The 25,691-nt window shown below is 70.2% G+C and carries 24 protein-coding genes; 5 read left to right on the top strand and 19 right to left on the bottom strand.

The window, feature by feature from the left end; translation table 11 throughout:
• Positions 1–22 precede the first annotated feature (22 nt).
• A complete protein-coding gene (gene purU / locus DCI01S_RS03510; protein WP_061227968.1) occupies positions 23–889 on the top strand; it encodes a formyltetrahydrofolate deformylase in 867 nt (288 codons plus the stop codon).
• Positions 890–925: 36 nt separating this feature from the next.
• Here purU and DCI01S_RS03505 read toward each other — a convergent pair whose 3' ends face one another.
• The 9 genes from DCI01S_RS03505 to aceA all read right to left on the bottom strand — a co-directional run bounded on the left by DCI01S_RS03505 (position 926) and on the right by aceA (position 10,476).
• Positions 926–1,636, bottom strand: coding sequence for a MerR family transcriptional regulator (locus tag DCI01S_RS03505; RefSeq protein ID WP_061227967.1), 711 nt, complete (start codon positions 1,634–1,636; stop codon positions 926–928).
• Positions 1,633–1,914 carry a DUF2516 family protein gene (locus DCI01S_RS03500; protein ID WP_061227966.1) on the bottom strand — a complete coding sequence of 94 codons (282 nt, stop codon included), beginning with the start codon at positions 1,912–1,914 and terminating at the stop codon, positions 1,633–1,635. Before DCI01S_RS03500 ends, DCI01S_RS03505 begins: the two co-directional genes overlap by 4 nt.
• A 189-nt stretch (positions 1,915–2,103) precedes the next feature.
• Entirely contained in the window at positions 2,104–3,318 is a 1,215-nt protein-coding gene (locus tag DCI01S_RS03495; protein WP_061227965.1) for a hypothetical protein, read from the bottom strand.
• Positions 3,319–3,399: 81 nt separating this feature from the next.
• Positions 3,400–3,930 (bottom strand): helix-turn-helix domain-containing protein, encoded by a 531-nt coding sequence (locus DCI01S_RS03490; protein WP_174521511.1) that lies wholly within the window; start codon positions 3,928–3,930, stop codon positions 3,400–3,402.
• A 151-nt stretch (positions 3,931–4,081) separates the two neighbouring features.
• On the bottom strand, positions 4,082–5,368 hold the full coding sequence (locus DCI01S_RS03485; protein WP_174521510.1) for a DUF445 domain-containing protein: 1,287 nt from the start codon (positions 5,366–5,368) through the stop codon (positions 4,082–4,084).
• 11 nt (positions 5,369–5,379) lie between these two features.
• Complete coding sequence (locus DCI01S_RS03480; RefSeq protein ID WP_061227963.1) at positions 5,380–5,688, bottom strand: hypothetical protein; 309 nt, start codon at positions 5,686–5,688, stop codon at positions 5,380–5,382.
• 17 nt (positions 5,689–5,705) lie between these two features.
• Positions 5,706–8,072 carry a 5-methyltetrahydropteroyltriglutamate--homocysteine S-methyltransferase gene (gene metE / locus DCI01S_RS03475; RefSeq protein ID WP_061227962.1) on the bottom strand — a complete coding sequence of 789 codons (2,367 nt, stop codon included), beginning with the start codon at positions 8,070–8,072 and terminating at the stop codon, positions 5,706–5,708.
• Position 8,073: 1 nt separating this feature from the next.
• Positions 8,074–8,994 carry a 3-hydroxybutyryl-CoA dehydrogenase gene (locus tag DCI01S_RS03470; protein ID WP_061227961.1) on the bottom strand — a complete coding sequence of 307 codons (921 nt, stop codon included), beginning with the start codon at positions 8,992–8,994 and terminating at the stop codon, positions 8,074–8,076.
• Positions 8,995–9,186: 192 nt separating this feature from the next.
• The gene (gene aceA / locus DCI01S_RS03465) at positions 9,187–10,476 is read right to left on the bottom strand and encodes an isocitrate lyase (protein ID WP_061227960.1); all 1,290 of its coding nucleotides are present in this window, start codon (positions 10,474–10,476) and stop codon (positions 9,187–9,189) included.
• Between the two features lie 195 nt (positions 10,477–10,671).
• On the opposite strand from aceA, the gene ramB reads away from it, so the two are divergent.
• Complete coding sequence (gene ramB / locus DCI01S_RS03460; protein WP_061227959.1) at positions 10,672–12,126, top strand: acetate metabolism transcriptional regulator RamB; 1,455 nt, start codon at positions 10,672–10,674, stop codon at positions 12,124–12,126.
• 5 nt (positions 12,127–12,131) lie between these two features.
• Positions 12,132–12,674: a carboxymuconolactone decarboxylase family protein gene (locus tag DCI01S_RS03455; protein ID WP_061227958.1), complete on the top strand. Its 543-nt coding sequence runs from the start codon at positions 12,132–12,134 to the stop codon at positions 12,672–12,674.
• A gap of 540 nt (positions 12,675–13,214) precedes the next feature.
• Here DCI01S_RS03455 and DCI01S_RS03450 read toward each other — a convergent pair.
• Together DCI01S_RS03450 and DCI01S_RS03445 are read right to left on the bottom strand one after the other, a co-directional pair.
• On the bottom strand, positions 13,215–15,707 hold the full coding sequence (locus DCI01S_RS03450) for a glycoside hydrolase family 65 protein (RefSeq protein ID WP_061227957.1): 2,493 nt from the start codon (positions 15,705–15,707) through the stop codon (positions 13,215–13,217).
• Complete coding sequence (locus DCI01S_RS03445; RefSeq protein ID WP_061227956.1) at positions 15,704–16,438, bottom strand: HAD family hydrolase; 735 nt, start codon at positions 16,436–16,438, stop codon at positions 15,704–15,706. The genes DCI01S_RS03450 and DCI01S_RS03445 overlap by 4 nt, the downstream gene beginning before the upstream one ends.
• Before the next feature lie 265 nt (positions 16,439–16,703).
• Between DCI01S_RS03445 and DCI01S_RS03440 the strand changes: the two genes are divergently transcribed.
• Positions 16,704–17,495: a hypothetical protein gene (locus DCI01S_RS03440; protein ID WP_061227955.1), complete on the top strand. Its 792-nt coding sequence runs from the start codon at positions 16,704–16,706 to the stop codon at positions 17,493–17,495.
• A 216-nt stretch (positions 17,496–17,711) separates the two neighbouring features.
• Here the strand turns inward: DCI01S_RS03440 and lpdA are convergent, their stop codons facing one another.
• Both lpdA and DCI01S_RS17515 read right to left on the bottom strand, forming a co-directional pair.
• Positions 17,712–19,103, bottom strand: a complete 1,392-nt coding sequence (lpdA, locus tag DCI01S_RS03435; protein ID WP_061227954.1) for a dihydrolipoyl dehydrogenase — start codon at positions 19,101–19,103, stop codon at positions 17,712–17,714.
• Positions 19,104–19,225: 122 nt separating this feature from the next.
• On the bottom strand, positions 19,226–19,372 hold the full coding sequence (locus DCI01S_RS17515) for a hypothetical protein (RefSeq protein ID WP_165001061.1): 147 nt from the start codon (positions 19,370–19,372) through the stop codon (positions 19,226–19,228).
• Positions 19,373–19,554: 182 nt separating this feature from the next.
• On the opposite strand from DCI01S_RS17515, the gene DCI01S_RS03430 reads away from it, so the two are divergent.
• On the top strand, positions 19,555–21,735 hold the full coding sequence (locus tag DCI01S_RS03430; protein ID WP_061228008.1) for a prolyl oligopeptidase family serine peptidase: 2,181 nt from the start codon (positions 19,555–19,557) through the stop codon (positions 21,733–21,735).
• Here DCI01S_RS03430 and DCI01S_RS03425 read toward each other — a convergent pair.
• From DCI01S_RS03425 to DCI01S_RS17495, 6 genes are all read right to left on the bottom strand, one after another.
• On the bottom strand, positions 21,695–22,591 hold the full coding sequence (locus DCI01S_RS03425) for an alpha/beta fold hydrolase (protein WP_061227953.1): 897 nt from the start codon (positions 22,589–22,591) through the stop codon (positions 21,695–21,697). The two genes, DCI01S_RS03430 and DCI01S_RS03425, sit on opposite strands and share 41 nt — an antisense overlap.
• 144 nt (positions 22,592–22,735) lie before the next feature.
• On the bottom strand, positions 22,736–23,860 hold the full coding sequence (locus DCI01S_RS03420; protein WP_061227952.1) for an alpha/beta hydrolase: 1,125 nt from the start codon (positions 23,858–23,860) through the stop codon (positions 22,736–22,738).
• Between the two features lie 367 nt (positions 23,861–24,227).
• On the bottom strand, positions 24,228–24,401 hold the full coding sequence (locus DCI01S_RS17510) for a hypothetical protein (protein WP_167349532.1): 174 nt from the start codon (positions 24,399–24,401) through the stop codon (positions 24,228–24,230).
• Between the two features lie 113 nt (positions 24,402–24,514).
• A complete protein-coding gene (locus DCI01S_RS17505) occupies positions 24,515–24,676 on the bottom strand; it encodes a hypothetical protein (RefSeq protein ID WP_167349531.1) in 162 nt (53 codons plus the stop codon).
• Positions 24,677–25,073: 397 nt separating this feature from the next.
• A complete protein-coding gene (locus tag DCI01S_RS17500) occupies positions 25,074–25,229 on the bottom strand; it encodes a hypothetical protein (RefSeq protein ID WP_167349530.1) in 156 nt (51 codons plus the stop codon).
• Positions 25,230–25,277: 48 nt separating this feature from the next.
• Positions 25,278–25,421 carry a hypothetical protein gene (locus DCI01S_RS17495; protein WP_167349529.1) on the bottom strand — a complete coding sequence of 48 codons (144 nt, stop codon included), beginning with the start codon at positions 25,419–25,421 and terminating at the stop codon, positions 25,278–25,280.
• Positions 25,422–25,691: the final 270 nt, after the last annotated feature.

Raw genomic sequence — 25,691 nt, 5'->3', positions numbered from 1 at the left:
CCTGGTGGCACAATGGACACCCATGTCACGACGCTTCGTCCTCACGCTGGGCTGCCCCGACCGCATCGGTATCGTCGCCCGGATCGCGACCTTCCTCGCAGAACTGGGCGGGACCATCATGGAGGCGGCGTACCACGCGGACGAGGACACCGGCTGGTTCTTCACCCGCCAGTCCGTCGACGCCGAATCGATCGGCATGGAGATCGACGAACTCCGCCGTCGCTTCGAACGGGTGGCCAGCGAGCTGGGACCCGAGGCCGACTGGCAGATCTCCGACTCGTCCGAGCCGAAGGACGTCGTCATCCTGGTGTCCAAGGAGGGCCACTGCCTCCACGACCTGCTGGGTCGGGTCGAGAGCGGTGACTACCCCGCCCGCATCCGTGCGGTGATCGGCAACCACGACACCCTGCGGGGGATGGCCGAGGCGCACGGCGTGCCGTTCCACCACGTTCCGTTCCCGGCCGACCCCGCCGAGCGGGGCCCGGCGTTCGAGCAGGTCGCCGGACTCGTCGACGACATCGACCCGCACGCGATCGTCCTGGCCCGCTTCATGCAGGTCCTGCCGGACGACCTTTGCACCCGGTGGGCCGGTCGCGCGATCAACATCCATCACAGCTTCCTGCCCAGCTTCGTCGGCGCCCGCCCGTATCACCAGGCGCACGTCCGGGGCGTGAAGCTCATCGGCGCGACGTGCCACTACGTGACGGCCGACCTCGACGAGGGGCCTATCATCGAGCAGGACGTCATCCGCGTGGACCACACGGCGACGGTGAAGGACATGGTGCGCCAGGGCCGCGACGCCGAGAAGCTGGTGCTGGCCCGCGGGCTGCGCTGGCACCTGGAGGACCGGGTCCTGGTGCACGGTGCCCGGACCGTGGTGTTCACCTAGACCGTCCGATCGGCGGCCGTCCGGCGCTCACGTCGCTCAACTCTTGGGGAAGCCGTGCCTGTCGGTGAGCAGGGTCTGGGCGGCGGACAGGAAGATGAGCCGGGCGGCGGCGCCGGCCCGCGGAAGGATGCCGGCCACCCGCCTGATGATGGTCGACTGGTCCATCCCGGCGTCCTTCATGGTCTGCACGAGAACGTCGATCGCCTCGGCCGCGGTGCTCTGCCCCTCCATGAACAGGTGGCCGATCTTGTCGATCCCCTCCTCGCCGACCCCCAGCACGATCAGCTCGCGGAACATCTCCAGCATGTAGCGGTCGGCGAAGAAGTGGTCCGCCGCGGCCGAATCGCTGGCGAGGCCGATCGACTCGCCCCGGTCGAGGAGGTGCTCCGGTAGCTCGAACCCGGCGACCGCGTCCACTCCCCCTCGCGGCAGTCGCCGGCGCCCACCGGTGGAGCGGCGCGTCGGCCGGACCGCTTCCAGCTCGAGAAGCTCCGTGAGCGTGAAGCCGTGCCGTTCGGCGATGAACAACTCCTCGATCGTGGCGAACGTGTAGCCGCGGTCGAGGAGACGCAGGATCTGAGCGAGACGCCGCTTGTGGTCCGGCCCGTAGAAGGCGGTGCGTCCCCGGCGGACGGGCGGGGGCAGCAGACCGCGCTCCTGGTAGACGCGGATGTTGCGCACGGTGGTGCCGGAGTCCTCGGCCAGTTCCTCGATCCGCTGCAGCGGCCCGGCCTCCGGCGTCTTCACCTCCGTCGACCGCCGACCGCGGGACGCACGTCGGCGAAGAACACGCCCACCGCCACCATCGCGATGATGCTGAGGAAACCGAGCGGCCGGACGGCGAACAGCAGGGCGGCGACAGCACAGATGGCGATCCATGCCGGCTTGGGCCACTTCCCCTCCACGGAGTACGCCGAGGCCGGCGGCAGCGCGGCCAGCACCAGCCCGGCCAGCGCCCACACGACGAGCGCGCCCTGGATGATGAGCTGGACAGTTCCCCACGTGCCGGTAAGCGTGTCAATCACGGATCCCAGTGTAGTTGCCCGGTCGGACACGACCGCGTAATGATGTTCACACCCGTCCGAGACGCGCGCCGCCCCGGCCGGCTCGGAGAGGGAGCAGGCCGGGGCGGCGGTGCCTCACGCGACCGGGCGTCGGTGCCTTTCGCGACCGGGCGCCAATGCCTTTCGGACCGGGCGCGTGTTCCTATCGCGTCAGGGGCGATCGGTGCCGGCGGGCGGCAACGGCGTATCCGCGGTGGTCAGCGCCGGGTCGTTGTCGGCGAGCTCGGCCGGCGAGGGCGCGTCCGAGTCCGAGCTTGCCGCCTTCGAGCCGCTCGCCTCGGCGCCGGTGGGCTTGGCCGCCGACGACGTGGTGGCGGCGGGCTTGCCGCCGGTCGGCTTGGCGGTGGTCTTGGCCACCGCCTTCGCGGCCGCGGCCTCATCGGCCGTGGGCTTGGCGGCCACCGGCTTGTCGGTGGTCGAGGTCGTCGTGGCCGCCGTGGTGGTCGTGGTCTTGGCCGGGGCCTTCTTCGCGGGCGCCTTCTTGGCCGCCGCCTTCTTGGCCGCCGCCTTCTTGGCCGGGGCCTTCTTCGCCGGCGCCTTCTTGGCCGGGGTCGTGCGGGCCTCGACCTCCGCGGTGCTGCGGGCGACCTCGGCGGAGACCGTGGAGGCGGCCTCGTCGACGCGGTCGGCGGCCTTGTCGGCGGTCCGGTCGACCCGGTCGGCCACCTCGTCGACGCGCTCGGCGGCCGTGTCGGCGGCGTCACCGGCGGACTCGGCGGCCTGGCGGGCGGCCTTGGAGACGCGTCCGGCGGCCTTCACGCCGATCGACCGGGTCTGGCGCGCGACCGTGCCGAGGGCCTCCTCGCCCAGCTCGCGCTGCTCCTCGACCGCTCCGGCGGCGCGGGCGACCTGCTCGTTGACGCGGGCGAGTCCGGCCTCGAGCTGCGGGTTCTCCTCACGGAGTCGGCTCACGACGTCCTCGCCGCGGGCGGCGAGTCCGCCGTAGATGCCGGCGGCCACCTGCACATACGCGTCGGCGATCTTGCGCAGCTCCTCGGGGCGGAAGCGGTTGACGAGCTCCTCGACCTCCGCGGGCAGCGACTGGACGCGCTCGGGCACCTCGCTGACGCGCTCCTGGGCACCGGTCACGCGCTCGGTGATGCGGTTCTGGACGTCGGAGACGCGCTCGGTGACCTTGGACTGCGCGTCGGAGACGGCGTCCTCGGCGCGGCGGCGCAGGTCGTTCACGAGCCCGGAGACCGCCTGGATCGCGAGGTCGTTGGCCCCGACGTAGGCGTAGACCGGCGTCCGCACGGCGGCGATCGCCTGGCCGAGCGGGCCGCCGACGGCGGGTTCCCGGGAGGCGTCGGCGCCGGTCTCTTCGGCCTTGGACGTGGACTTCTTGCCGGTGGTCTTCTTGCTCATGTCGACTCCTCGTTCGTGTCGTGCGGTGTTCTCATCTGCGGTGTCACGTGGCCCGGCGGGCCGCCGTCGGCAGGTCCCGGATCAGGGGACGTCGACGACCTGGTCGGCTGCGGTCGCATTGTTCGCCAGGAACGACTCGTAGATCTCCACGAGCACCTCCCTTTGTCGCTCTGTGAGGTCCGGGGCGGTGAGGATCGCGTCCCTCACCGGGCTCCCCTGCTTGAGTTCGAGGATCCCGGCGCGGGCGTAGAGCACCTCCGCGGACAGCCTCAGACCTCGGGCGATCTGACCCAGGACCTCGGCGGACGGCTTGCGCAGCCCGCGTTCGATCTGGCTCAGATACGGGTTGGAGACGCCGGCACGCTCCGCGAGCTGCCGGATGGACACCTGGGCGGCCTCCCGCTGGGCGCGGATGAACGACCCGATGTCCTGCGATTCGGACGAACGCCGGTCACCGTCGACGAGCGCGGTGACATCCGTGTGGCGCGGCACCTCACCCGTCGGCTTGTTACGGCGGGCGAGGGTTGCTGCTGTCGGCTCGTCTGCCGGTACGCCGGATCCCGTGACGTCGTGCGCGGGTCCGCCGCGTTCAGCACCATCGTGTGCGGCCATGGAGTCACCTCCCTCCGCCGTTGCGGCCAGACCGTTCGTCTCTCCTCGGCTGTCCCCAACGCTAGCAACGAGTGCTAACTCCAGCAAGCGCTATGTGTACGACGATCCTGTGGGATGGGTCACACGACGGGGCGGGCGGGCCGCCGGGAGATCAGAAGAGCAGCTCGGTGGCCGCGTGGATCGCGAGCCCGGCCAGGGCCCCCACGACCGTGCCGTTGATGCGGATGAACTGCAGGTCCTTGCCGGCGAGCAGCTCGATCTTGTCGGAGGCCTCGTCGGCGTCCCAGCGTTCGACGGTGTCGGAGATGATCGAGGTGACCTCGCCGGCGTAGTTCTCCGCGACGTAGCGCGCCGTGCGGGTCATGTAGTCGTCGAGCCGCGAGCGCATCTTCTCGTCACCGACGAGCATCTCGGCGAGGCGGCGCAGGAGGTCGTCGATCTTGACCCGCAACGTCGAGGAGGTGTCCTCGGTGGCCTCGACGATCATCCGCTTGGCGGCCGACCACGCCGACCCAGCGGCGCGGCGCACCTCCTCGCGGTTCATGACCTCGTGCTTGAACGACTCGAGCTTGGCCATGGTGGACGGGTCGTGCTGCAGGTCGCGGGCGAAGTCCTCGACGAACCCGATCAGCGCCAGGCGCACGGCGTGCTGCTTGTCGACCTTGATCTGCCACGTCCACTCGCGCAGCTCGCGGTAGGCGCGGTCGGAGAGCAGTTCGTTGACGAACTGGGGGGCCCAGGTGGGCGCCTTCTCGCGGACCCAGCGGTCGATCGTCTCGGGGTGCGCCTCGACCCATTCGTGGGCCCGGTCGGCCATGAGGTCGAGCAGCGGCAGGTGGCGGCCCTCGTCGAGGAGTTCGGCGAGGATGCGGCCGGCGGGCGGGCCCCACTCGGGCTCGGCGATCCGGGCCACGATGGTGCGTTCGATGATCGCGACCGCGTCCTCGTCGCGCAGCACCGCCAGGACGGAGCGGATGGCCTTGGCGGCCTGATCGGAGGCGAGGGCGCGATTGTCGGTCTCGGCGAGCCACTCGCCGGCGCGCTCGGGGATGCGGGCGCCGCGGACCTTCTCGCTGACCATCTCGGGGTCGAGGAAGTTCTCCCCCACGAACCCGCCGAGCGAGGTGCCCAGCTGGTCCTTCTTGCGGCGGATGAGCGCCGTGTGCGGGATGGGGATGCCCAGGGGGTGGCGGAACAGGGCGGTGACGGCGAACCAGTCGGCCAGGCCGCCGACCATCCCGGCCTCGGCGGCGGCGCGGACGTAACCCACCCAGGAGGGCGCGCCGTTGTGCAGTGCGTATTCGGCGACGAGGTAGATCACCCCGGCCACGACGAGGAACCCCGTCGCCACCATCTTCATGCGACGGAGGGCGGACCTCCGCTCGGCGTCGGTCGCCGGGTCACCCGCCTTGAGCGCGGGTCCCCCGGCGGCGACCACCGGGTCGAGCGTCAGTGGGAGTCCTCGCGGCCGTGCTTACGGAAGCCGTACATGCACACGAACAGGCCGATGAGGAACACGACGGTGGTGGCCACGACCGCGGCGACCGCCATGCCGAGCGAGACGCCGGCGTCCTGCGTGTAGTAGCCGATGGCGGTGATGGGCAGACCCAGCATGCTCATGCTCAGCAGGATGATGGCGGACCCGACGTAGATCTCGGTCGAGTACAGCGGGTAGGTGGGCGCGACCTTCGTCGCGTACTCCGGGTAGTACTCCTCGACGATGGCGGCACCAGTGTGCTCGAGCGTCTGACCGGCCATGATGTCGTCCTCTTTCGTCAACTACCGATCCCGGGCTCGTGTCCCGGGACTTGCTCTGCGCCGATCTTATTAGACCCCGGCCCCTGCCGGGCAACCGCCCGTCGGATCCGACGGGCGGCGGTCACCAGGTTCCGCAGGCTGGGCTCCAACTGCCACGTGTAGCGGCTCTTGAGCCCGCCGTCGGGCACCGCCCACAGCCTCTCCACCCCCACGGCGTCCACCGCGCGCAGCAGCCGCTCGTGCAGCAGGTCGATGTCCGGCACGAACCCCGAGCGCGACTCGTACACGCCGGGCGCGACCTGTCGGGTCAGGGTGTGGTCGGTCAGGGCGTCCAGCACCCACTCGATCGAGCGGGTGGCCACGATGTTGGTGACGTCGGCGTCGAGCTCCTCGATCGCCTCGGTCATCACCTGCAGCGACGAGTACGTCATGTGCGTGTGGATCTGCGTGTCGGGTCGCGCGCCGGCGGAGGCGAGGCGGAAGGTGCCCACCGCCCAGTCGAGGTAGGCGCGCCGGTCGGCACCGCGCCGCGGCAGCAGTTCCCGGATGGCCGGCTCGTCGATCTGGATGATGGCCGTGCCGGCCGCCTCCAGATCGGCCACCTCGTCGCGCACCGCCAGCGCGAGCTGCGTGGCGACCTCGGGCAGCGCGAGGTCGGTGCGGCAGAACGACCGCGCGAGCATCGTCACGGGCCCGGTGATCATCCCCTTGACCGGCCGGTCCGTGAGCGACTGCGCGTAGCCCGTCCACTCGACGGTCATCGGCGCGGGCCGCGCCACGTCCCCGTAGAGGATGGGCGGCCGCACGCAGCGCGAACCGTACGACTGCACCCAGCCGTTGCGGGTGGCGGCGAACCCGTCGAGCAGTTCGGCGAAGTACTGCACCATGTCGTTGCGCTCGACCTCGCCGTGGACGAGCACGTCCAGTCCGATGTCCTCCTGCAGCCGGATCACCGCGGCGATCTCCGCGCGGAGGTAGTCGCAGTACCGGGCGTAGTCGATCCGCCCCTCCGCCAGGTCGCGGCGGGCCCGCCGGATCTGCACTGTCTGCGGGAACGAGCCGAGGGTGGCGGTCGGGAGCGTCGGCAGACCCAGCCTGCCGGCCTGCCGGGGGGCCCGCTCGTCGTACGGGACGCGGACCTTGTCGTCGTCGGCCACCCGCGCGGTCCTCGCGCGCACGTCCTCGCGACGCGCACTGGGCAGCACGGGCAGCGGACGCCAGCGCGGCGTGGGGCCGTCCTCGAGCGCGTGCGCCAGCGACACCACCTCGGCGACCTTCTGTTCGGCGAAGGCCAGCGAGTCCACGAGCTCGGGCGGCAGGTCGGTCTCGGCGTGCACGTCGTACGGCACGTGCAGCAGCGTGCACGAGGTCGACACCACCACGTCGGCGAACACGGCCCGCAGCTCGCGCAGGTAGTCGAGCGTCGCGAACTTGTCCGTGCGCCACACGTTCTGACCGTCCACGACGCCGGCGTAGAGGCGCTTGGCGGCCAGGCCCGGCACGGCGGCGAGCTCGGCGGCCGTCCGCCGCCCGTGGACCAGGTCCAGGCCGATCGCCTCGATCCCCGTGGCCGCGAGCGCGGGCAGCGCGTCCCCGAGGTCGCCGTACTCGCCGGTGACGAGGATCCGCGGCCTCGCCGGCACCGCGGCGAGCCGGTCGTAGGCCCCGCGCAGCCCGGCGATCTCGTCCGGCGTGCGCTCCATGGTCATGCAGGGCTCGTCGAACTGCACGCACGTCACACCCGCCTCGTGCAGCACGCCGAGCAGCGCCTCGTACTGCTCGAGCATCCGGTCGAGCAGGTCGAGCGGCGCGAACCCCGGCGCGGCGTCGGGCGAGGCCTTGCCGAGCAGCAGCAGCGAGACCGGGCCGGTGATGACGGGCCGGATCTCGAGCCCCAGCTCGCGCGCGCGGGCGACCTCGGCGAGCAGCTCGCCCGGCCGCAGCCCCAGCTCGGAGGCCTCGTCGAACTCGGGCTGGCGGTACAGGTAGGAGGTCCCCTGCAGCGGGACCAGTTCGAGCGGGGGGACGTCGGCGCGGCCGCGGGCCAGGGCGAAGACCGTGTCGACGGGCGTGAGGTCGCGAGTGAGGTCGCGGAAGCGGGCGGGGATCGCGCCGACGAGCAGGGCGTCGTCGAGGATGTGGTCGTAGAAGCTGAAGGTGTTGCCGGGGATCTGCGTGAGGCCCTTGGCGCCCAGGTCGTGCCAGGTGGCCTCCCGGACGCGGCGGCCGGTGGCGAGCAGCTCGGCGCGGGTGCCGTCGCCGTGCCAGTACCGTTCGAGCGCGCGTTTGAGCTCGCGGCGCGGCCCGATGCGCGGGTAGCCCAGGACCGACGAGGCGCGCGTGGGTTCGAGGTGCGGCGACGAGGGCGACGACGACGATGTCATCTCAGCGCGCGGTCCGGGCCATCGCCCGGGGCACGGGATAGCTGTGGAACCCCTGGCCCGTCTTCCGACCCAGCCGGCCCGACTCGACCATGCTCACGAGCAGCGGGGGCGGTGAGTACAGCGGCTCGCCGAATTCGGCGTGCATCGCCTCGGCGATCACCTTGACCGTGTCGAGCCCCACGTGGTCGGCCAGGGCGAGCGGCCCCATGGGGTGGGCGCAGCCGAGGACCATGGCCCGGTCGATGTCCTCGGCGGTGGCGTGGCCGGATTCCGCCATCCGGATGGCGGAGAGCAGGTACGGCACGAGCAGCGCGTTGACCACGGCGCCGGCTCGGTCGGCGGAATGCACGACCTGCTTGCCGAGGACCTGTTCGGCGAACGCCTTGGCACGGTCGCGGACGGCGGCGCCGGTCTGGGGGGTGCTCACCAGCTCGACCAGCGGGAGCACGGGGACGGGGTTGAAGAAGTGCATGCCGAGCACGCGCTCGGGGCGGGCCGTGCACCCGGCGAGGGTGGCGACGGGGACTGCGGAGGTGTTGGTGGCCAGCACGGCCCCCGGGTCGGTGACGATCTCGTCGAGCTGCCGGAAGACGGCGGACTTGGCGGCGGAGTCCTCGACGACCGCCTCGATCACGAGCTGACGGTCGCAGAAGTCGCCCGGGTCGGTGGTGAAGCGCAGGCGCAGGGCGGCCTGTTCGCGTTCGCGCTCGGTGATCTTGCCCGAGGACACGCCGCGGTCGAGGGACTGCAGGATCCGGGAGCGGCCGGCGGTGGTGAGTTCGCGGGTGGACTCCCACACGAGCACGTCCACGTGGGCGCGCGCGCAGACCTCGGCGATGCCCGAGCCCATCTGCCCGGCCCCCACCACGCCGACGCGGGTGATCCGTCCCGCGTCCGTCGCGGCGTCGCGGCTGCTGCTCATGGTGTCCTGGGTCCTTCGATGAGGAGGGTCGTGAAGGGGGCGCGCCGGCCCGTCCGCCGGCCCGCCCCCCGGGTGGCGGAGAGACGACCGGGGGCCGGGCCGCCTCGTCGAGACGGCCACGGCCCCCGGTTGTCACGTCATGTCAGCGAGCCGACCGTTGATCGGATCGGTTCACCGGTCAGGTCCACTAGCTCAGTGGAACTGGCCCTCCTCGGTGGAGCCCTTCAGCGCCGCGGTGGACGTGTTGGGGTCGACCGTGGTGGCGATGAGGTCGAAGTAGCCGGCGCCGACCTCGCGCTGGTGCTTGACCGCGGTGAAGCCACGCTCCTTGGCCGCGGCGAACTCGCGCTCCTGCAGCTCGACGAACGCGCTCATCTGGTTGCGGGCGTAGCCGTAGGCCAGGTCGAACATGCCGTAGTTGAGCGAGTGGAAGCCGGCCAGGGTGATGAACTGGAACTTGAAGCCCATCGCGCCGAGCTCCTTCTGGAACTTGGCGATGGTCTCGTCGTCCAGGTTCGCCTTCCAGTTGAAGGAGGGCGAGCAGTTGTAGGCCAGGAGCTGGTCCGGGAACTCGGCCTTGACGCCCTCGGCGAACTTCTTGGCGTACTCGAGATCCGGGGTGCCGGTCTCCATCCAGATCATGTCGGCGAACGGGGCGTAGGCCTTCGCGCGCTCGATGCACGGCTCGATGCCGTTCTTGACGTGGTAGAAGCCCTCGGCGGTGCGCTCACCGGTGATGAACGGACGGTCGCGCTCGTCGACGTCCGAGGTGATCAGGGTGGCGGCCTCGGCGTCGGTGCGCGCGATGATCACGGACGGCACGTTGGCGACGTCCGAGGCGAGGCGGGCCGAGGTCAGGGTGCGGATGTGCTGGTTGGTCGGGATGAGCACCTTGCCACCGAGGTGGCCGCACTTCTTCTCGGAGGCCAGCTGGTCCTCCCAGTGCACACCGGCGGCACCGGCGTTGATCATGGCCTTCTGCAGCTCGTAGGCGTTCAGGGCGCCACCGAAGCCGGCCTCGGCGTCGGCCACGATCGGGGCGAGCCAGTTCTCCACCGAGGTGTCGCCCTCGATGCGGGCGATCTCGTCGGCGCGCAGCAGGGCGTTGTTGATGCGACGGACGACGGTCGGCACCGAGTTGGCCGGGTACAGCGACTGGTCCGGGTAGGTGTGGCCCGAGAGGTTGGCGTCGGCGGCGACCTGCCAGCCGGAGAGGTAGACGGCCTCGAGGCCGGCGCGGATCTGCTGCACGGCCTGGTTACCGGTCAGCGCACCGAGGGAGTTGACGAAGTCCTTGGTGTTGACCTTCTCCCAGAGGATCTCCGCGCCACGACGGGCGAGGGTGTGCTCCTCGACGACGGTGCCCTGCAGCTCGGCGACCTGCTCGGCCGTGTAGTTGCGGGTGATGCCCTTCCAGCGGGGATTGGTGTCCCAGTCCTTCTGGATCTCTTCAGCGGTACGTGCCTTGCCGACGTTCGACATCGCGACTCTTTCCTACTCGGGGGGCGGGCCGTGATTCGCAGTCTTGCGAGCCGCTGGCCCCGTACTGCCCATAGCGTGCCACATCGCAGACAGCCCGTCTACCTGCAGGTAATGCGAATCTGGCGAGTTTCTTGGAGACTTTTGCAAAGTTTGCGAAGATTGTGTGGCACGCCACGGACGGGAGGGCCGAAGCCGATGAACGCCTCACATATGGGATCGCGACTGAGACGTCTGCGCGAGGAGCACGGTCTGACCCAGTCCGCCTTCGCGCAGTCGCTCGGCTTGTCGTCGTCGTATCTCAACCAACTCGAGAAGGACACCCGTCCCGTCACCTCCCGGGTCCTGGTCAAGATCTCCGAGGTCTACGGCGTCGACTCCACGTTCTTCGCCTCCGATTCGGACACGCGCCTCATCGCGGCGGTCACGGAGGCCCTCACCGACACGCAGCTCTCGTCGGAGGTCCCCGCCGCGGAGGTCGTCGAGCTCGTCCGCGCGCACCCCTCGCTCGCCCGTGCCTTCACCCTCCTGCATCAGCGCTACCGCAACTCCGCCGATCTGCTGGCCGCCCTGACCGAGACCCGCAACGCGCCCGACACCCCGGTCGACCGCGCCGTCCTGTCGATGCCGCACGAGGAGGTGCGCGACTACTTCTACCAACGGCAGAACTACATCGACTCCCTCGACACCGCGGCCGAGGAGCTCACCACCCGCATCCGGCTCAACCGCGGCGACGTGCGCGCCGAGCTCGAGCACCGCCTCGCCGAGGCCCACGGCGTGCACATCGTCCGCCGCGTCGACCTGCCCGACGGGCTGTGGCACCGCTACCTCACCGACGAGCGGCGCCTCGAGCTGTCCGCCCACATGACCCCGGGCCAGCAGGCGTTCCGCGTGGCCTCCGAGCTGGCGTTCCTCGAGCACCGCGAGCTACTGGAGAGCCTCGTCGACGAGGGCTCGTTCAGCTCCCCCGCCGCCGTCGCGCTCGCCCTTCGCGGACTGGCCAGCTACTTCGCCGCCGCCGTCCTCATGCCCTACCAGCGGTTCCTCGACACCGCCGAGGACTTCCGCTACGACGTCGAGCGGCTCATGGCCTTCCACGCCACCGGCTACGAGACCGTGTGCCACCGCCTGTCCACACTGCAGCGGCCCGGGGCGGCCGGGGTGCCGTTCAGCTTCGTGCGCGTCGACCGCGCCGGCAACATGTCCAAGCGCCAGTCCGCCTCCGGGTTCCACTTCACCACCTCGGGCGGCACGTGCCCGCTGTGGAACATCTACGAGTCGTTCTCGTTTCCCGGCAAGATCATGCGGCAGGTCGCACAGATGCCCGACGGCCGGCTGCACCTGTGGGTCTCGCGCACCGTGACGACCCGGCCCATGCGCTTCGGGCAGCCGCGCAAGACGTTCGCGATCGGGCTGGGCTGCGAGGCCCGCCACGCCCACCGCACCGTCTATGCGCAGGGGCTGGACCTCGACGACGTCGACGCCGCCACCAAGATCGGCTCCGGCTGCCGCATGTGCGACCGACCCGCCTGCCCGCAGCGCGCCTTCCCGCCGCTCAACCACGAGCTACGCGTGGACGCCCACCGCTCGTCGCTCTCGCCGTACCTCCTCGGCGAACCCGCCTCCGCCGGGTCCGCGCCTGACCTACCCTGACGGCCATGAGCCAGTCACCGAGGATTTCGCCCGGCGGGTTCCGCGAGCTCGGCCCGTTCGGCTGGGCGGTCAACCGCATCGGCGCGCGCGTCACCGGCTCACGCGACGTCCACCTGTTCGCCACCCTCGGCCGCGCCCGCCGCCTCTTCCCCGCCTGGCTCGCCTACTCGGGGATGATGATGCCGTTCGGGATCCTCGACCGCCGCACCACCGAACTCGTGATCCTGCGCGTGGCCCACCTGCGGGGCAGCGTGTACGAGCGGGCGCACCACGAGCGCATCGGCGCGCGGGTGGGACTGGACGACGACGAGATCGCCCGCACCACCCGCGACCCCGCCTCCGCGGGTTGGCCGGACCGGCTGGAGGTGCTGCTCATGGCTGTCGACGAGCTGGTGCGGACGAAGGACGTGTCCGACGAGACGTGGGCCGCGCTCGCCGAGTACCTGAACCCGGGTGAGCTGGTCGCGTTGGTGCAGTTGGTCGCGCAATACGACGGCCTGGCCACCTCCCTGCGGGCGCTGCGGATCCAGCCGGACCGCCCCCGCTGACACCGCCCCGCCTCCACGATCCGCCCCTCGGTTTGCGACGGGCCCGACCCGGAAGTCGGCCGGCAGTCGCCCGGCTCTCGCCAGTGCACCCGGCCTCCACGATCCGCCCCGCGGATTACACTTCGCTCCTCCGAAATCGATCTGCCCCAGGAACTCCGCGAGCGAATCGCAATGCGACGAGCGAAACGAGATCCGAGGGGCAGATCGCGCGCCGCGCTCCGGATCGCCGGCCCCGCAGCGACCGACCCGCCCCGGCAGCGGACTCACCGATCGGACCCGCCTCACCCATCTGATCCCGCGCCGCCCATCCGATCGCGCGACGCCCATGGGAGCCCTTACGCGTAGCGCGATCCGATAGGCAGCGTGCGGCGGGGCCTCAAATCGCGAGCTCGAGGCCCAGCCGACCACGCCACAGCACCCCCCACCCGGCGGACGCAGCCGACCAGCAGATCGGCCACCGACGCCGACAGCGCGCGGCCCGCCCAGTCGGCTGCCGAGCCGGGTCCGGGCGACGAACGCGGCCGGGCGAGGGCTACGCGCTCAGTTCTGCTCCGCGCAGGACAGGCAGACGCGGGCCCGGTCGTCGAGGCCGACCGTCACCGTCTGCCCCGCCGGCACGTGCACCTCGCGGCCCTGCACCGTGCAGTCGAAATCGGTGCCGTTCAGGTTGGCGATCGTGATCTCGTGGTGGTCGCAGCGGACCCGCACGTGTGTGCCCCGCACCGTCATCCGGAACGTCAGCGACCCCCACTGCGCGGGCACCCGCGGGTCGAACGAGATGTCGCCACGGTAGTCGCGCATCCCGCCGAAGCCGCTGACCAGCGCCGACCAGACCCCGCCGGTGGAGGCCACGTGGATGCCGTCGGAAGCGTTGCCGTGCACGTCGGCCAGGTCCACAACCAGGGCCTTCTGGAAGTGCTCGAACGCCTCGTCGCAGTAGCCGATCTCAGCGGCGATGATCGCCTGCACCACGGCCGACAGGGTGGAGTCGCCGGTGGTCAACGGGTCGTAGTACTCGAAGTTCGCCCGCTTCTGCTCCTCGCTGAACTCGTCACCGCGCAGGAACATGGCCAGCACGACATCGGCCTGCTTGAGCACCTGATGCCGGTAGATGACCAGCGGATGGAAGTGCAGCAGGAGCGGCCGGCGGGGTTCCTCGAGGTCCTGGTCCCAGACCTCCTTGGCGAGGAAGTCCTGGTCCTGCGGGTGGACGCCCAGTTCCTCGTCGAACGCGATCACCATGTTCTCGGCGGCGCGCTTCCACTCGGCGATCTCCTCGTCGCGGATCTTCAGGCGGCGGCAGATCGCCTCCCACTTGCCGTCCTCCAGCTCGGCGATCCGCTTGCAGGCGATAGCCGCGGCCACGAGGTTGAACCGGGCCATGGCGTTGGTGAACAGGTTGTTGTCCACGACGGTCGTGTACTCGTCCGGCCCGGTCACGCCGTGGATGTGGAACATGCCGTCGCCGTCGAAGAAACCGAGCGAGACCCACATCCGCGCGGTCTCGACCAGCACGTCCACGCCCTCGCGGATCATGAAGTCCTGGTCCTCGGTGGCCCACATGTACTTGACCATGGCGTGCGCGATGTCGGCGTTGATGTGGTACTGAGCGGTACCGGCCTCGTAGTAGGCGGACGCCTCCTCGCCGTTGATCGTGCGCCACGGGTAGAGGGCGCCCTTGACGGACAGGAACTTCGCGCGCTCCCGCGCCTTGTCGAGCATGTTGTACCGGAAGCGCAGGGCATTCCGGGCGAACCGCGGCATCGTGTAGGTCAGGAACGGCAGGACATACGTCTCGGTGTCCCAGAAGTAGTGGCCGGAGTAGCCGCTGCCGGTGACGCCCTTGGCGGCGATGCCGTTGTACTCGGCGCGCGCCGAGGCCTGGGCCAGCTGGAAGAGGTTGAACCGGATGGCCTGCTGCGTCTCCGCGGGGCCGTCCACCTCGACGTCCGCGCGGTCCCAGAAGTGGTCGTACCAGTCCCGCTGGGTGCGGTGCAGGTCGTCCACGCCGCGCTCGCGGGCCCGGCCGAGGGTGCGTGAGCACCGGTCGGCGAGTTCGCCCGCGGGCACGACCTCGGACGTGTGGTACGCGGCGAGCTTGGTCAGCTTGAGCACGCGCCCCGGCGTGACGTGCGCGTGGTAGACGACCTTCGACGAGTCGTCGTCGATCTCGTGGCTCAGGGCCACGTCGTCCTCGGTCTCGAGGAGGTGGTCGACGGCCACGGCGATGGTCATTCCGGAGTTGGCGCAGCGGTAGCCGTGCACCTGGTAACCGCGCTGGCCCTCGCAGAGCTGGGACTCGAGGACGCGGTGGTCCAGTCCCTCGGCGCGGCGCGGGTCGAAGCCCTCGTCGGGGACGTCGTCGGCGGAGCCGTACTCGTCCTCGCCGTCCTGACGGTTGAGGACCTGCGAGGAGATCACCACGGGCGCGGGCTCGTCCGGCAGCTCGATCTCGTAGGTCATCACGGCGAGGTGCTTCTCCACCATGGACACCATCCGGCTGGAACGGATGACGACCTTCTTGCCGGCGGGCGTACGCCACACGATCTCGCGACGCAGGACGCCGTCGCGGAAGTCGATGCTGCGCTCGTAGTGCTCGAGGTCGGCCACGGACAGGCGCAGCGGCTCGTCGTCGACGTAGATGCGGATCGTCTTGGTGTCGGGGGCCTGGATCATCGTCTGGCCCTCGCGCGCGAGGCCGTACGCGTCCTCGGCGTGCTGGATGTGCCACGTCTCGTGGAAGCCGCTGACGAACGTGCCGTGCTGGGCGGAGTCGCGCCCCTCCTCGGGGTTGCCGCGCATGCCGAGGTACCCGTTGGCCACCGCGAACTGGGTCTCGGACACGCCCCGCGGCGAGGCCTTGGGGCTGGTCTCGACCCAGCGCCACGGGTCGGCGGGGTGGGTGGAGCGGTTGATCTCCGGCACCTCGAGGTGGCTGCGGAGATTCACACCGTAGGTGGTGCGGATGTTGCCGGGCACCGACTGGCCGACGGTGTCGTGCACCGGGCCACGGGAGATGGGGACGCGGGTCACCGGCGTGCCTCCGTGAGTCCGGGGATGAGCTCGGAGAGGTCGACGACGACGAGGTCGGCCCCCTCCGCGAGCAGGGTCTCGCGCCCGGCCCCGCGGTCCACGCCGACCACTCGCGCGAACCCGCCAGCAGCGCCGGCCTGCACCCCCGAGACGGCGTCCTCGATCACGACGCAGCGCTCCGCGGGCACGCCGAGCAGCTCGGCACCCCGCAGGTACGTGTCGGGCTTCGGCTTTCCGGGGATGCCCTCGGCGGCGGCGACCACGCCGTCGACGATCACGTCGAACCGGTCGCGCAGCCCGGCCGCGGTGAGCACGGCCTCCGCGTTCTTCGAGCTCGAGACGACGCACGAGGCGATGCCGGCGGCGTCGAGCGCGTCGAGGTAGGCGACCGAGCCGGGGTAGGCCTCGATCCCCTCGTCGAGCAGTTCACGGAAGATCACGTTCTTGCGGATACCGAGCCCGTGCAGGGTGTCCGCGTCCGGGCCCGCCTCGTCGTCGTCACTCCCCTCGGGCAGGGTGAGGCCCCGCGCGGCGAGCATCGACGCGATGCCCTCGAGGCGCGGCTTGCCGTCGATGTACCGGAAGTAGTCCTCGTCCGAGTACGGGTCGATCCCGCGGGCGTCGAAGTACGCGCTGAACATCCGGTTCCACGCCTCCATGTGCTTCTCCGCCGTCGGGGTGATCACCCCGTCGAGGTCGAAGAGCACGGCGTCCACACCGTCATGGTCCATATCGTTGTCCTATATCAGGGGGTCGTCGGCGCCGAGAGGCTCCGCCCGTGCGCGGCCCCAAGGGTAGTCACACCGGGCCCGTTACACCGCTTCCACCCGCGCGGTCACTGCCCCCGACTTCGGGCCCCCGCGGTCGCTTTTGATGTTTCCGGCGTTCCACGGCCGTGCCCGCGGGCTTTTCCGCAGCGCGCCGCACGCGGGGCACGATGCACAGATAGCGGTACGACGGTGGCACTATGTGGGTAACCGAAAACAAAGGAGAGAGATGCGCCTCCGCACCCGCACCACCCGCCGCGTCGCGGCCGCCGGCCTCGCGCTGGTCACCGCGGCAGCTCTCACGGCCTGTTCGTCGGACGACTCCGGCGCCGAGGCCGAGCAGTCGGGCGACACGTCGACCTCGGCGTCGGCCTCGCCGACCGTCGACGACTCGGCCCCGCAGGCGCCCGTCGAGGAGCTCGTGCTGGCCGAGGGCGAGGCCCCGGGGGGTGGCATCGTCCAGGTGCTCGACCGGTCGATGCTCCAGGAGGCCGTCGACAAGCTCGTCGCCGACCAGCAGCGCCAGCTCATGGACGACCCGGCCTGCGACAAGGTCTCGCGCCTCGAGACCGTCTCCAACCACGCCACCACGGACGGCGTGACCGCGGCGGTGCGCTACAAGCAGTCCGAGACCGACGAGACCGAGCACCGGTTCGGCATCGGCATGGTGAGCGGCCGGCTCGACGACTTCATGGACCGCTCCCTCTACGAGGCGTGCACCACCGCGCGCAGCACCTCGAACCCCGATGTCGAGCTCGTCATGTCGGTGCAGGACGCGCCGGAGATCGCGGGCGCCGAGGGTTTCCGCGTCACCAGCGACTTCATCACCACGCAGCCGGACGGGAAGAAGACCCTGAGCCGGGCCATCGCGATCCACGGGTACGCCCGCGACACCACGGTGAGCGTGGAGTACGCGGCCCGCGGCGACGATCCCGCGGCCGACCCGGTCCTGCCGACCGCCGCCGGCGCCCTCGACGCGATCTACACGGCGCAGATGGAGAAGCTCGTCAACGCCGAGTGACCCCGCGGCCGGCGGGTCCGCGCCATCGAGAAGACCGTTTCGCACACGTCGCCCGAGTGGGTCCGTGCGGAACGGTCTTTTCGTCGGCCGGGGCCCGATCGTTCCGTCAGCTGTGGACGGGTTGGACCCCGCGCCGGGCACACGCCGGAAGGCACTCCGCCCCGCCGCCCGGCCGGACGAACCGGCGAGCAGCGGGGCGGAGCGACGGGCGGACCGTCAGAGGTTGATCATGTGGCCGGCGATGCCCTCGACGGCCTCCTTCATGGCCTCGGACAGCGTCGGGTGCGTGTGCACGTTGCGGGCGACGTCGGCGGCGGTGAGGTCCCACATCTGCGCGAGGGTCAGCTCGGGCAGGAGCTCGGAGACATCGGGACCGATGAGGTGGCCGCCGATCAGCTCTCCGTGGGTGGCGTCGGCGACGATCTTCACGAAGCCGACCGCATGGCCGAGGCCCTGCGCCTTGCCGTTGGCGGAGTACGGGAACTTGGCCACCTTGACGTCGTAGCCCTCGTCCCTCGCCTGGGCCTCGGTGAGCCCGAAGGACGCGACCTGCGGCTGGCAGAACGTGGCGCGCGGCATCATACGGTAGTCGCCCAGGGTCTGGGTCTCGGCGCCGGCCATGGTCTCGGCGGCCACGACGCCCTGCGCCTCGGCCACGTGGGCGAGCTGCAGCTTGCCGGTGACGTCGCCGATGGCGTAGATGCCGTCGACGTTGGTGCGCATGTGGTCGTCGATGTCGATCGCGCCGCGGTCGGTGAGCTCGACGCCGGCGTTCTCCAGGCCGAAGCCCTCGACGCGGGGACCGAAGCCGACGGCCATGAGGACCTTGTCCACGGTGACCGTCTGGGTCTCCCCGCCGTCCTTCTTCTCGATCTCCACGTCCACCGAGTCACCGTTGTCGGTGATCTTGGTGGTCTTGTGCCCGGTGAGGAGCTTGATGCCGAGCTTCTTGTAGTGCTTGGCGATCTCCTTGGAGACCTCCTCGTCCTCGTTCGGCAGCAGGCGGTCCATGAACTCGACGATCGTGACCTCGACGCCGTAGGCGTTCATCACGTACGCGAACTCCATGCCGATCGCGCCCGCGCCCACCACGACGATCGAGTCGGGCAGCTCGCGGGAGAGGATCTGCTCCTCGTAGCTGACCACGTTCTCGCTCAGCTCGATGCCCGGGAGGGTCTTGACCACGGAGCCGGTGGCGATGATGCAGTTGTCGAACGTGTACTCCGTGCCGTCGACCTCGATCGTCTTGGCGTCGGTGAACGTCCCGTAGCCGTTGATCTCGGTGATCTTGTTCTTCTTCATGAGGAAGTGGACGCCCTTGACGATGCCGTCCGAGACCTTGCGGCTGCGGTCGTAGGCGGCGCCGAAGTCGAAGGAGACGTCGCCGGAGATACCGAACAGCTTGCCGTCACGCTGAACCGTGTTGGCCAGCTCCGCATTACGCAGCAGTGCCTTTGAGGGGATACAACCCACGTTGAGGCACACGCCGCCCCAGTACTTCTCCTCGACGACGGCCACCTTGAGGCCGAGCTGCGAGGCACGGATTGCGGCGACGTAGCCACCGGGGCCCGCGCCGAGGACGATCAGGTCGAAATGAGTGTCAGCCACGACACACAGACTATGCGCAACGCGTGTCGCAGGCACCCCGAGCCGCCCCCGATCGCACCCGAAATGCCCGACGCCGCCCCCTCCGGGTGGAAGGGGCGGCGTCGGGATGTCTGCGGGCACCGTCAGGACAGGTTGCCCAGGACCTGCCGGAGCGCGGTGGCGACCAGGTCGCCGACGGTCTCGGCGATCTGATCGGTGATGGTCTCGGTGGAGCTGCCGGTGCCTCCGCCGAGGGACTCCGTGACCGATCCGAGCTTGAGGGAACCCATTATGTGTCTCCGTTTATCGAGGGTGCATTCCCGGATCCCCGAGAATGGCCGGGTCAGACGACCCGAACGTGGGGATGATGCTACTGACGGCGCAGCCTCATAACAAGAGTCTGTGAAGATCTGGACCCCCATCCGACATGTCGGCTCGGTCACTCCGACACGACCACGGCATCATCGAGGTCATGACGGTTTCCCCGAGCTCAGATCCGTACCTCCACCTGGAGGACGTGGACGCGCCCCACGCCCTGGAGTGGGTGCGGATGCGCAGCGACCGGACGGTGGCCGATCTCGCGACCGGCGAGCACGCCGAGGCCTCCTACACCCGGGCGCTGGAGATCCTCGACGCCACGGACCGTATCGCCTGGCCCGTCCTGCGCGGCCCCCACGCCTACACGCTGTGGAAGGACGGCGACCACCGACGCGGACTGTGGCGCCGCGTGCCGTGGTCGGTCCTCGCAGAGGGCGCGCCAGGTGTCGACCACCCGGCGTGGGAGACGCTCGTCGACGTCGACGCGCTCGCCGACGAGGAAGGCGTCAACTGGGTGTACTCGGGGACGGTCGTCCGCCGGCCTGCCGACGACCGCGCACTGCTGCGGTTGTCCCGCGGCGGCGCGGACGCCGTCGAGATCCGCGAGTTCGACCTCCTCGCGCGACGCTTCGTCCCCGCCTCGGAGGACGGCTTCCGACTGAGCGAGGCCAAGTGCTCGGTGTCGTGGGTCGACCGCGACACCGTGCTCCTCGCCGCGCCGCTCGACCCGGAGGGATCCGACGCCACCGACTCGGGGTACGCGCGCGTCGTGCGACTGTGGCGGCGCGGTACCGATCCCGCGCAGGCGCCCGTGATCTTCGAGGGACGGACGGACGACGTGGCGGTGGGGGCCTCGCACGACCCGACGACGGGCCGGTTCCTCGCCAGCCGCGCACCGGACTTCCACACCTCGCAGGAGGTCTTCTGGACGCCCGGGACCGACCCCACCGCGACCGGGCCGCGCGCCGTGCCCGTGCCCGAGGACTGCGACGTCACCTCGTGCGGCGACTGGCTCCTCCTGAGGCCCCGGACCGATCTCGAGATCGCGGGCCGGACCCATCCCGGCGGGTCGGTGCTCGTGGTGCCGTGGTCCGTCGTGGACGCCGACCCCGAGCGCCTGCCCGAGCCGGTCGTCCTGTTCTCCCCCACCCCGTCCACGACCGTCGAGGACATCACCTGGGGCCGCGGCCGGATCCTGCTGACGGTCCTCGACGACACCGAGTCGCGGATCGAGGCCTACACCATCCCCGATTCCGTCGACGGCGACTGGACGCCGCGGCCGGTGGAGGGCCTGCTCGAGCACGTGTCGATCGACGTGCTGTCCTGCGACCGGCTGTCCGGGATGCGGGACGGCGAGCAGGAGGATTCCGGGCCGGCGGGAGGAGGGCGGTCCGACGGCGAGCGGCCGCACCCCGACGACGCCGTGCTCGCGGTCTCCGGGCCGGTCGTGCCACCGTCGCTGGTGCTCCTGCGCGCCGACGGCAGCACCACCACCCTCGGCGCGACCCCGCACCGGTTCGACACGGCCGGCATCGAGGTCACCCGCCACACCGCCGTGAGCGACGACGGCACCGAGGTCCCGTACACCGTCATGCGCGGGCCCGGCCCGGACGGCCCCCGACCAACCATCCTGTACGGCTACGGAGGCTTCGAGGTGTCGATGCGGCCCGCGTACGCGGCCCTGCGCGGCGCGCTGTGGCTCGAGGAGGGCGGAGTCTACGTCGTGGCGGGGATCCGCGGCGGCGGCGAGTACGGGCCGTCGTGGCACCGGGCCGCCCTGCGCGAGAAGCGGCCGCGCGCCTACGAGGACTTCGCGGCCGTGGCGCGCGCCCTCGTCGATACGGGGGTGACCACCCGCGACCAGCTGGGCGCGACCGGCGGATCCAACGGCGGGCTGCTCATGGGCGTCATGCTCACCCGCTACCCGGAACTCTTCGGAGCGCTGGCGATCGCTGTACCGCTGCTGGACATGAAGCGTTACCACCTACTGTTGGCCGGCGCGTCGTGGATGGCCGAGTACGGCGACCCGGACTCGTCCGACTGGGACGATTTCCTCGGCGCGTACTCCCCCTACCAGAACATCCGGCCCGCCTCGGAGGTCCGTTACCCGCCCGTGCTCATGACCACCTCGACACGGGATGACCGCGTGCACCCGGGCCACGCGCGGAAGATGACCGCCGCCCTGGAGGCCGCGGGTCACGAGGTCGCCTATTACGAGAACGTCGAGGGCGGCCACGCCGGCGCCGCCGACAACACGCAGGAGGCGCGGAAAGCGGTCCTCACGTACGAGTTCTTCAGGCGTCGACTACCTCGTCGTCGTCCCGCTCGGGCCTGACGACCTCCCGGTCCGTCCACGCGAGCACCCGGGCGACCACCTCGGCGGGTCGGCGCGCCCACGAGTTGTGCCCCAGCGCCTCGGGTTCGAGCTCGAGGGTCGTGCGCGCGGAGGGCAGCATGGCCAGGAGGTTGCGTGCGGCACTCGCGGGGGCGAGCGGGTCGTCGGCGATCACCACCGCCAGCGCCGGCACGGTGACGCGCGACAGGCCCGCCGGGTAGTCGAGATCGGCGCGAGCCGGCTGCATGACGCCCGCCGCGGCGAGCCGGGCCCAGTCCCGGATGCGGTCGGCGGGGATCCGTCCCTTCGCGCCGAAGAACTGTCCCGGCACGTGCCCGGAGAGCCAGCCCAGCGCCGGCAGGATCACCGAGCCCGCGCGCAGCTTGCGACCGACGGGCCCCGGGAAGCCGCGGTGGAACGGTGACTGGGCGGCGACCGCGACGAGCCCGGCGACGCGCGGGTCGTGGCGCGCGAGGTGGTACACACCGATCTGCGCGCCCATGCTGTGCCCCAGGAGGATCACGGGCCGCCGGCCGAGTCGCTGCTCCATCGCGTCGAGCGCGAGCGGGACGTCCTCGGCGGCGCTCTCGTGGTAGCCGGCCGGGGCGCTACGCCGACCGATGCGGTAGGTGCTCTCCCCCTGGCCGCGCAGCTCGGTGATCGCGACGTCGACGCCCTCGGCCGCCAGCGCGCGGGCGAGCGGGAGGTAGTAACGGGCGCCGACGGCGATGCCCGGCAGCACCAGGACCGACGGCCGGCGCTCGTCCCGCTGGTCGGTCTCCACGATCAGCAGCGGGCTGGTGCTGCCGTCCGGGTGGTGCAGTTCGACCCGGGCGGGGTCTTCGATCGTGGTCATGGGTACAGGATGCCGGACTACGCTCCGTTCGCCGCAGCCGGCCCGCGGCGGGGCCGCATACGAGAACGGACCCCGCCCACCTGATGTGAGGTGAGCGGGGTCCGTGGGCTCCGGGCGCGGGTGAGCCGCCGTGGCGCCGGTCGATCAGAGAGCGCCCCAGCGGGCACCCATGGCGTTCGCCATCATGGGCCAGGACTGCTTGAGGTCGTCCTCCCAGTAGCCCCACGAGTGCGTGCCGTTGGGCGCGAAGTCGAAGTGGGCGGGGATGCCGAGCTCGCCGAAGCGGCGGGCCAGATTGGCCGTGCAGTACTGGGTGGCCGCCTCGATGACACCGCCGACGATCGCCTGGTTGGCCAGCGCCGGGATGCTGTTGCGCAGGCGCCAGTTCTCGAGCGACTCGTGCGGTCCGGGCAGACCGTTTCCGGTGGAGATGAACATGGCGGGCAGCTGGCCGCGGTCCATCTGCTCCTTGAAGCGCCAGGCGCCCCAGACCGGGTCGTTGTCGAACCAGCTGTTGGTACCCGCGCGGGGCTCGCCCGGGAAGGGCCCCCACATGTTGTTGAGGTCGGCCCCGCCCCGCATGCCGGTGACGATGTTGATGAACTCGTGGCCGATCGGGGTGGAGGTCTCCGCACAGCCGGAGTAGGAGCCGATGGCGTCGAACCTGCCCGGGTACTTCTGGGCGATGGTCAGGACCGAGGTCGCGGTCATGGAGATCGCGGCGAGACCACGGCCGCGGGCGTCGCCGGTGTTCCCCCCGTAGCGACCCTCGAAGAGATCCGGCAGTTCTTTGGCGAGGTAGGTCTCGAACGCCATCGGACGGTCGGTGTCACGCGCGAAGCGGGTCTGGACATTGGGATCGTGCTTCTGCCAGTCCGTGTAGTACGAGAAGGCTCCGCCGATCGGGGTGACGGTCCAGGCGTCCTTGTCGGACATGAACTGCTTGACGTCGGACTGTGCCTGCCAGGTGGCGGAGTCCTCGCCACCGCCCGCCCCGTTGACGAGGTACAGCACGGGAGCACGCAAGTTACCGTCGCGCGGCGGCTGGACGATGTTCGGCACCTCGACGGCCATCTTGTCCGACCACACCGACACGATCAGTCGACCGTCCGGGAGCTTGGTCTCGACGACCTTGTTGCCCGCGGTGGCCTTGGTGTACTGGATGGTGCCGCCCTGGGCCTGAGCCGTGCCGGTGGCGACGACGGGGACCATGGCCGCGGCGAGGGCCGCTGCTGCGACCTTCGTGCCGAACCGCTTCACTGAACGCATATTTCGACGCCTTACATTCTCGTTGTTCACAGACGGACCCGGGCACCTTCTCGCGGAGAACGCTAACCCGATTCCCAGCAGTCACACAAGTCCCATCAGCCACACTAGTATCACCAGCGCGCCGCCAAGACTGGGCAGTTCATCCGCAGGGCTCGGCCCCGAGGATGTCACACCGGCACCGGCCGGTGGAAACCTCAGAGCCTCCCGTGCGGCTCACGTCAACATTATCGACTCGCCGCCGATCTGTGTTACCGATATGAACGAACCCATATCGAACTCAGGTCGCCCGGTCGGCGCCCGGCGGTCGCGAGCAGAAAAAAGAGCTCCGAGCCTCAGCCCGGAGCCCTTTTCGAGTCAGTCGTCCGACTCAGGCCTTCATGAAGCCCGCGTCGAGCGCCTTCTGGAAGTCGCCGCCGACGAAGTAGCCGACAGCCTTGACCAGGTTGTTGACGGCGCCGAGGAACGTACCGCCGAGGTCGACGATGCCGTCCTTCGCGAGCAGGCCGTTGTCGCCGCCGATGGAGCCGAGGTCGATACCCATGTCTGTTCTCCTTGAGAGTGCGATCCGGGGTCCGGATCAAGATCGAAGATTGAGGTGGCCGCGTCTCTACACAGCCGGTATGGGCACAGGGATCACCCTGGCCCCGGGGGCTGTCAGGCCGCACCCTCCGCGGCGCTGCCGAGATCACCGAGACCGATGGCCTCGAGCGCGGGGCCCAGGTCGTTGCCCGTCAGGGACCCGGTCAGGGCCACGAGGCCGCTGATGGCGTTGGTGACCGCGGTGAGCGCGGCGCTGATGGCGCTGAAATCAGGCATGTGTATCTCCCTTTTGCTGTGATGACGCCCCACTCGCGGGGCCCCGGGTAAGGGTAACCTAAGGCGCACCGATGTCAATCGTGAGGTGCATCTCAGTCCACCCTGTCGGCGCTGGCCCTAGCTTCGCGCCGGGCGTGTGCCCTGAGCCACTGTAAACCACGCAGCCTTAAGAAGTCTCATTAATCGTGGCGCTTTGAGAAGAATTCTTTCGCACGTCACCCTCACGGACATCTCCGCAGGTGAACGGTTCACGTAGGCCATCCCCCGTTCACCTCCGACCTCCCGCTGATCGAACACCCTCTCCCCACCGACAGCGGAGCGGCCCGCGCGAGGGAGAATCGCGCGGGCCGCATCTGGCCGTCGGGGAGAGTCGCCACCCTCGACGGAGCTCAGGGAGTCACTGGAGGAATCCGCCCGCGAGGGCCTCCTGAAAGTCGCCTCCGGTGAAGTAGTCGAGGCCGGAGAACAGGTCTCCGAAGGCCCCGAGGAAGTCGTTGAGGAAGCCCAGGACTCCGCTGACGCCGGCGAGGGATCCGAACTCGGGAAAGGTCATTGTCTGCTCCTTGTATCTGTGACTGCGCGGTGACGTGTCGGGGTCTGGCTACTCGGCGCTGATGCTCGTGATCGCGCCGATGACGTCGTTCACCCCGCCCTCGCCGCCGAGGGAGCCGGTGAAGAAGACAAGGGCGCCGAGAACGTCGGTGATTCCCCCGAAGAGGTCGGACAGCTGGCCGAAGTTGGGCATGGAGTTCTCCTTCTCAGTGACTCACGACGCCTTCTGAGGCGTCTGAAGAGGACACTAAGAAACGGTCGAACCCGCCGCCATAGCTGAAACAGTCTCTTTACCGCAGGTCACGGACCTTTTACGCAGCACTCTGAACGTGTCGGTGGTGTTACGGCCCGCCGGAGTGGACCGACGCCCGAAAGTGGGACCGACACCCGAAATAGGCCGTGGCCCGCACCGGTGTACCGGTGCGGGCCACGGACCCTGCTCTGCGCGCGTGTGGGCGCGTCA

Origin of the sequence: Dietzia cinnamea NBRC 102147 (genome assembly GCF_001571065.1) — a bacterium.
Lineage (GTDB): Bacteria > Actinomycetota > Actinomycetes > Mycobacteriales > Mycobacteriaceae > Dietzia > Dietzia cinnamea.
Note: the sequence above shows the minus strand (reverse complement) of the source record. Positions and strands in the feature narration are given on the sequence as shown.

Coding starts and splice junctions, on each gene's coding strand:
- purU (WP_061227968.1), top strand. CDS start 23: ATGTCACGACGCTTCGTCCTCACGCTGGGCTGCCCCGACCGCATCGGT.
- DCI01S_RS03495 (WP_061227965.1), bottom strand. CDS start 3,318: ATGAGCAAGAAGACCACCGGCAAGAAGTCCACGTCCAAGGCCGAAGAG.
- DCI01S_RS03490 (WP_174521511.1), bottom strand. CDS start 3,930: ATGGCCGCACACGATGGTGCTGAACGCGGCGGACCCGCGCACGACGTC.
- DCI01S_RS03480 (WP_061227963.1), bottom strand. CDS start 5,688: ATGGCCGGTCAGACGCTCGAGCACACTGGTGCCGCCATCGTCGAGGAG.
- metE (WP_061227962.1), bottom strand. CDS start 8,072: ATGACATCGTCGTCGTCGCCCTCGTCGCCGCACCTCGAACCCACGCGC.
- DCI01S_RS03470 (WP_061227961.1), bottom strand. CDS start 8,994: ATGAGCAGCAGCCGCGACGCCGCGACGGACGCGGGACGGATCACCCGC.
- aceA (WP_061227960.1), bottom strand. CDS start 10,476: ATGTCGAACGTCGGCAAGGCACGTACCGCTGAAGAGATCCAGAAGGAC.
- ramB (WP_061227959.1), top strand. CDS start 10,672: ATGAACGCCTCACATATGGGATCGCGACTGAGACGTCTGCGCGAGGAG.
- DCI01S_RS03455 (WP_061227958.1), top strand. CDS start 12,132: ATGAGCCAGTCACCGAGGATTTCGCCCGGCGGGTTCCGCGAGCTCGGC.
- DCI01S_RS03445 (WP_061227956.1), bottom strand. CDS start 16,438: ATGGACCATGACGGTGTGGACGCCGTGCTCTTCGACCTCGACGGGGTG.
- DCI01S_RS03440 (WP_061227955.1), top strand. CDS start 16,704: ATGCGCCTCCGCACCCGCACCACCCGCCGCGTCGCGGCCGCCGGCCTC.
- DCI01S_RS17515 (WP_165001061.1), bottom strand. CDS start 19,372: ATGGGTTCCCTCAAGCTCGGATCGGTCACGGAGTCCCTCGGCGGAGGC.
- DCI01S_RS03430 (WP_061228008.1), top strand. CDS start 19,555: ATGACGGTTTCCCCGAGCTCAGATCCGTACCTCCACCTGGAGGACGTG.
- DCI01S_RS03425 (WP_061227953.1), bottom strand. CDS start 22,591: ATGACCACGATCGAAGACCCCGCCCGGGTCGAACTGCACCACCCGGAC.
- DCI01S_RS03420 (WP_061227952.1), bottom strand. CDS start 23,860: ATGCGTTCAGTGAAGCGGTTCGGCACGAAGGTCGCAGCAGCGGCCCTC.
- DCI01S_RS17510 (WP_167349532.1), bottom strand. CDS start 24,401: ATGGGTATCGACCTCGGCTCCATCGGCGGCGACAACGGCCTGCTCGCG.
- DCI01S_RS17505 (WP_167349531.1), bottom strand. CDS start 24,676: ATGCCTGATTTCAGCGCCATCAGCGCCGCGCTCACCGCGGTCACCAAC.
- DCI01S_RS17500 (WP_167349530.1), bottom strand. CDS start 25,229: ATGACCTTTCCCGAGTTCGGATCCCTCGCCGGCGTCAGCGGAGTCCTG.
- DCI01S_RS17495 (WP_167349529.1), bottom strand. CDS start 25,421: ATGCCCAACTTCGGCCAGCTGTCCGACCTCTTCGGGGGAATCACCGAC.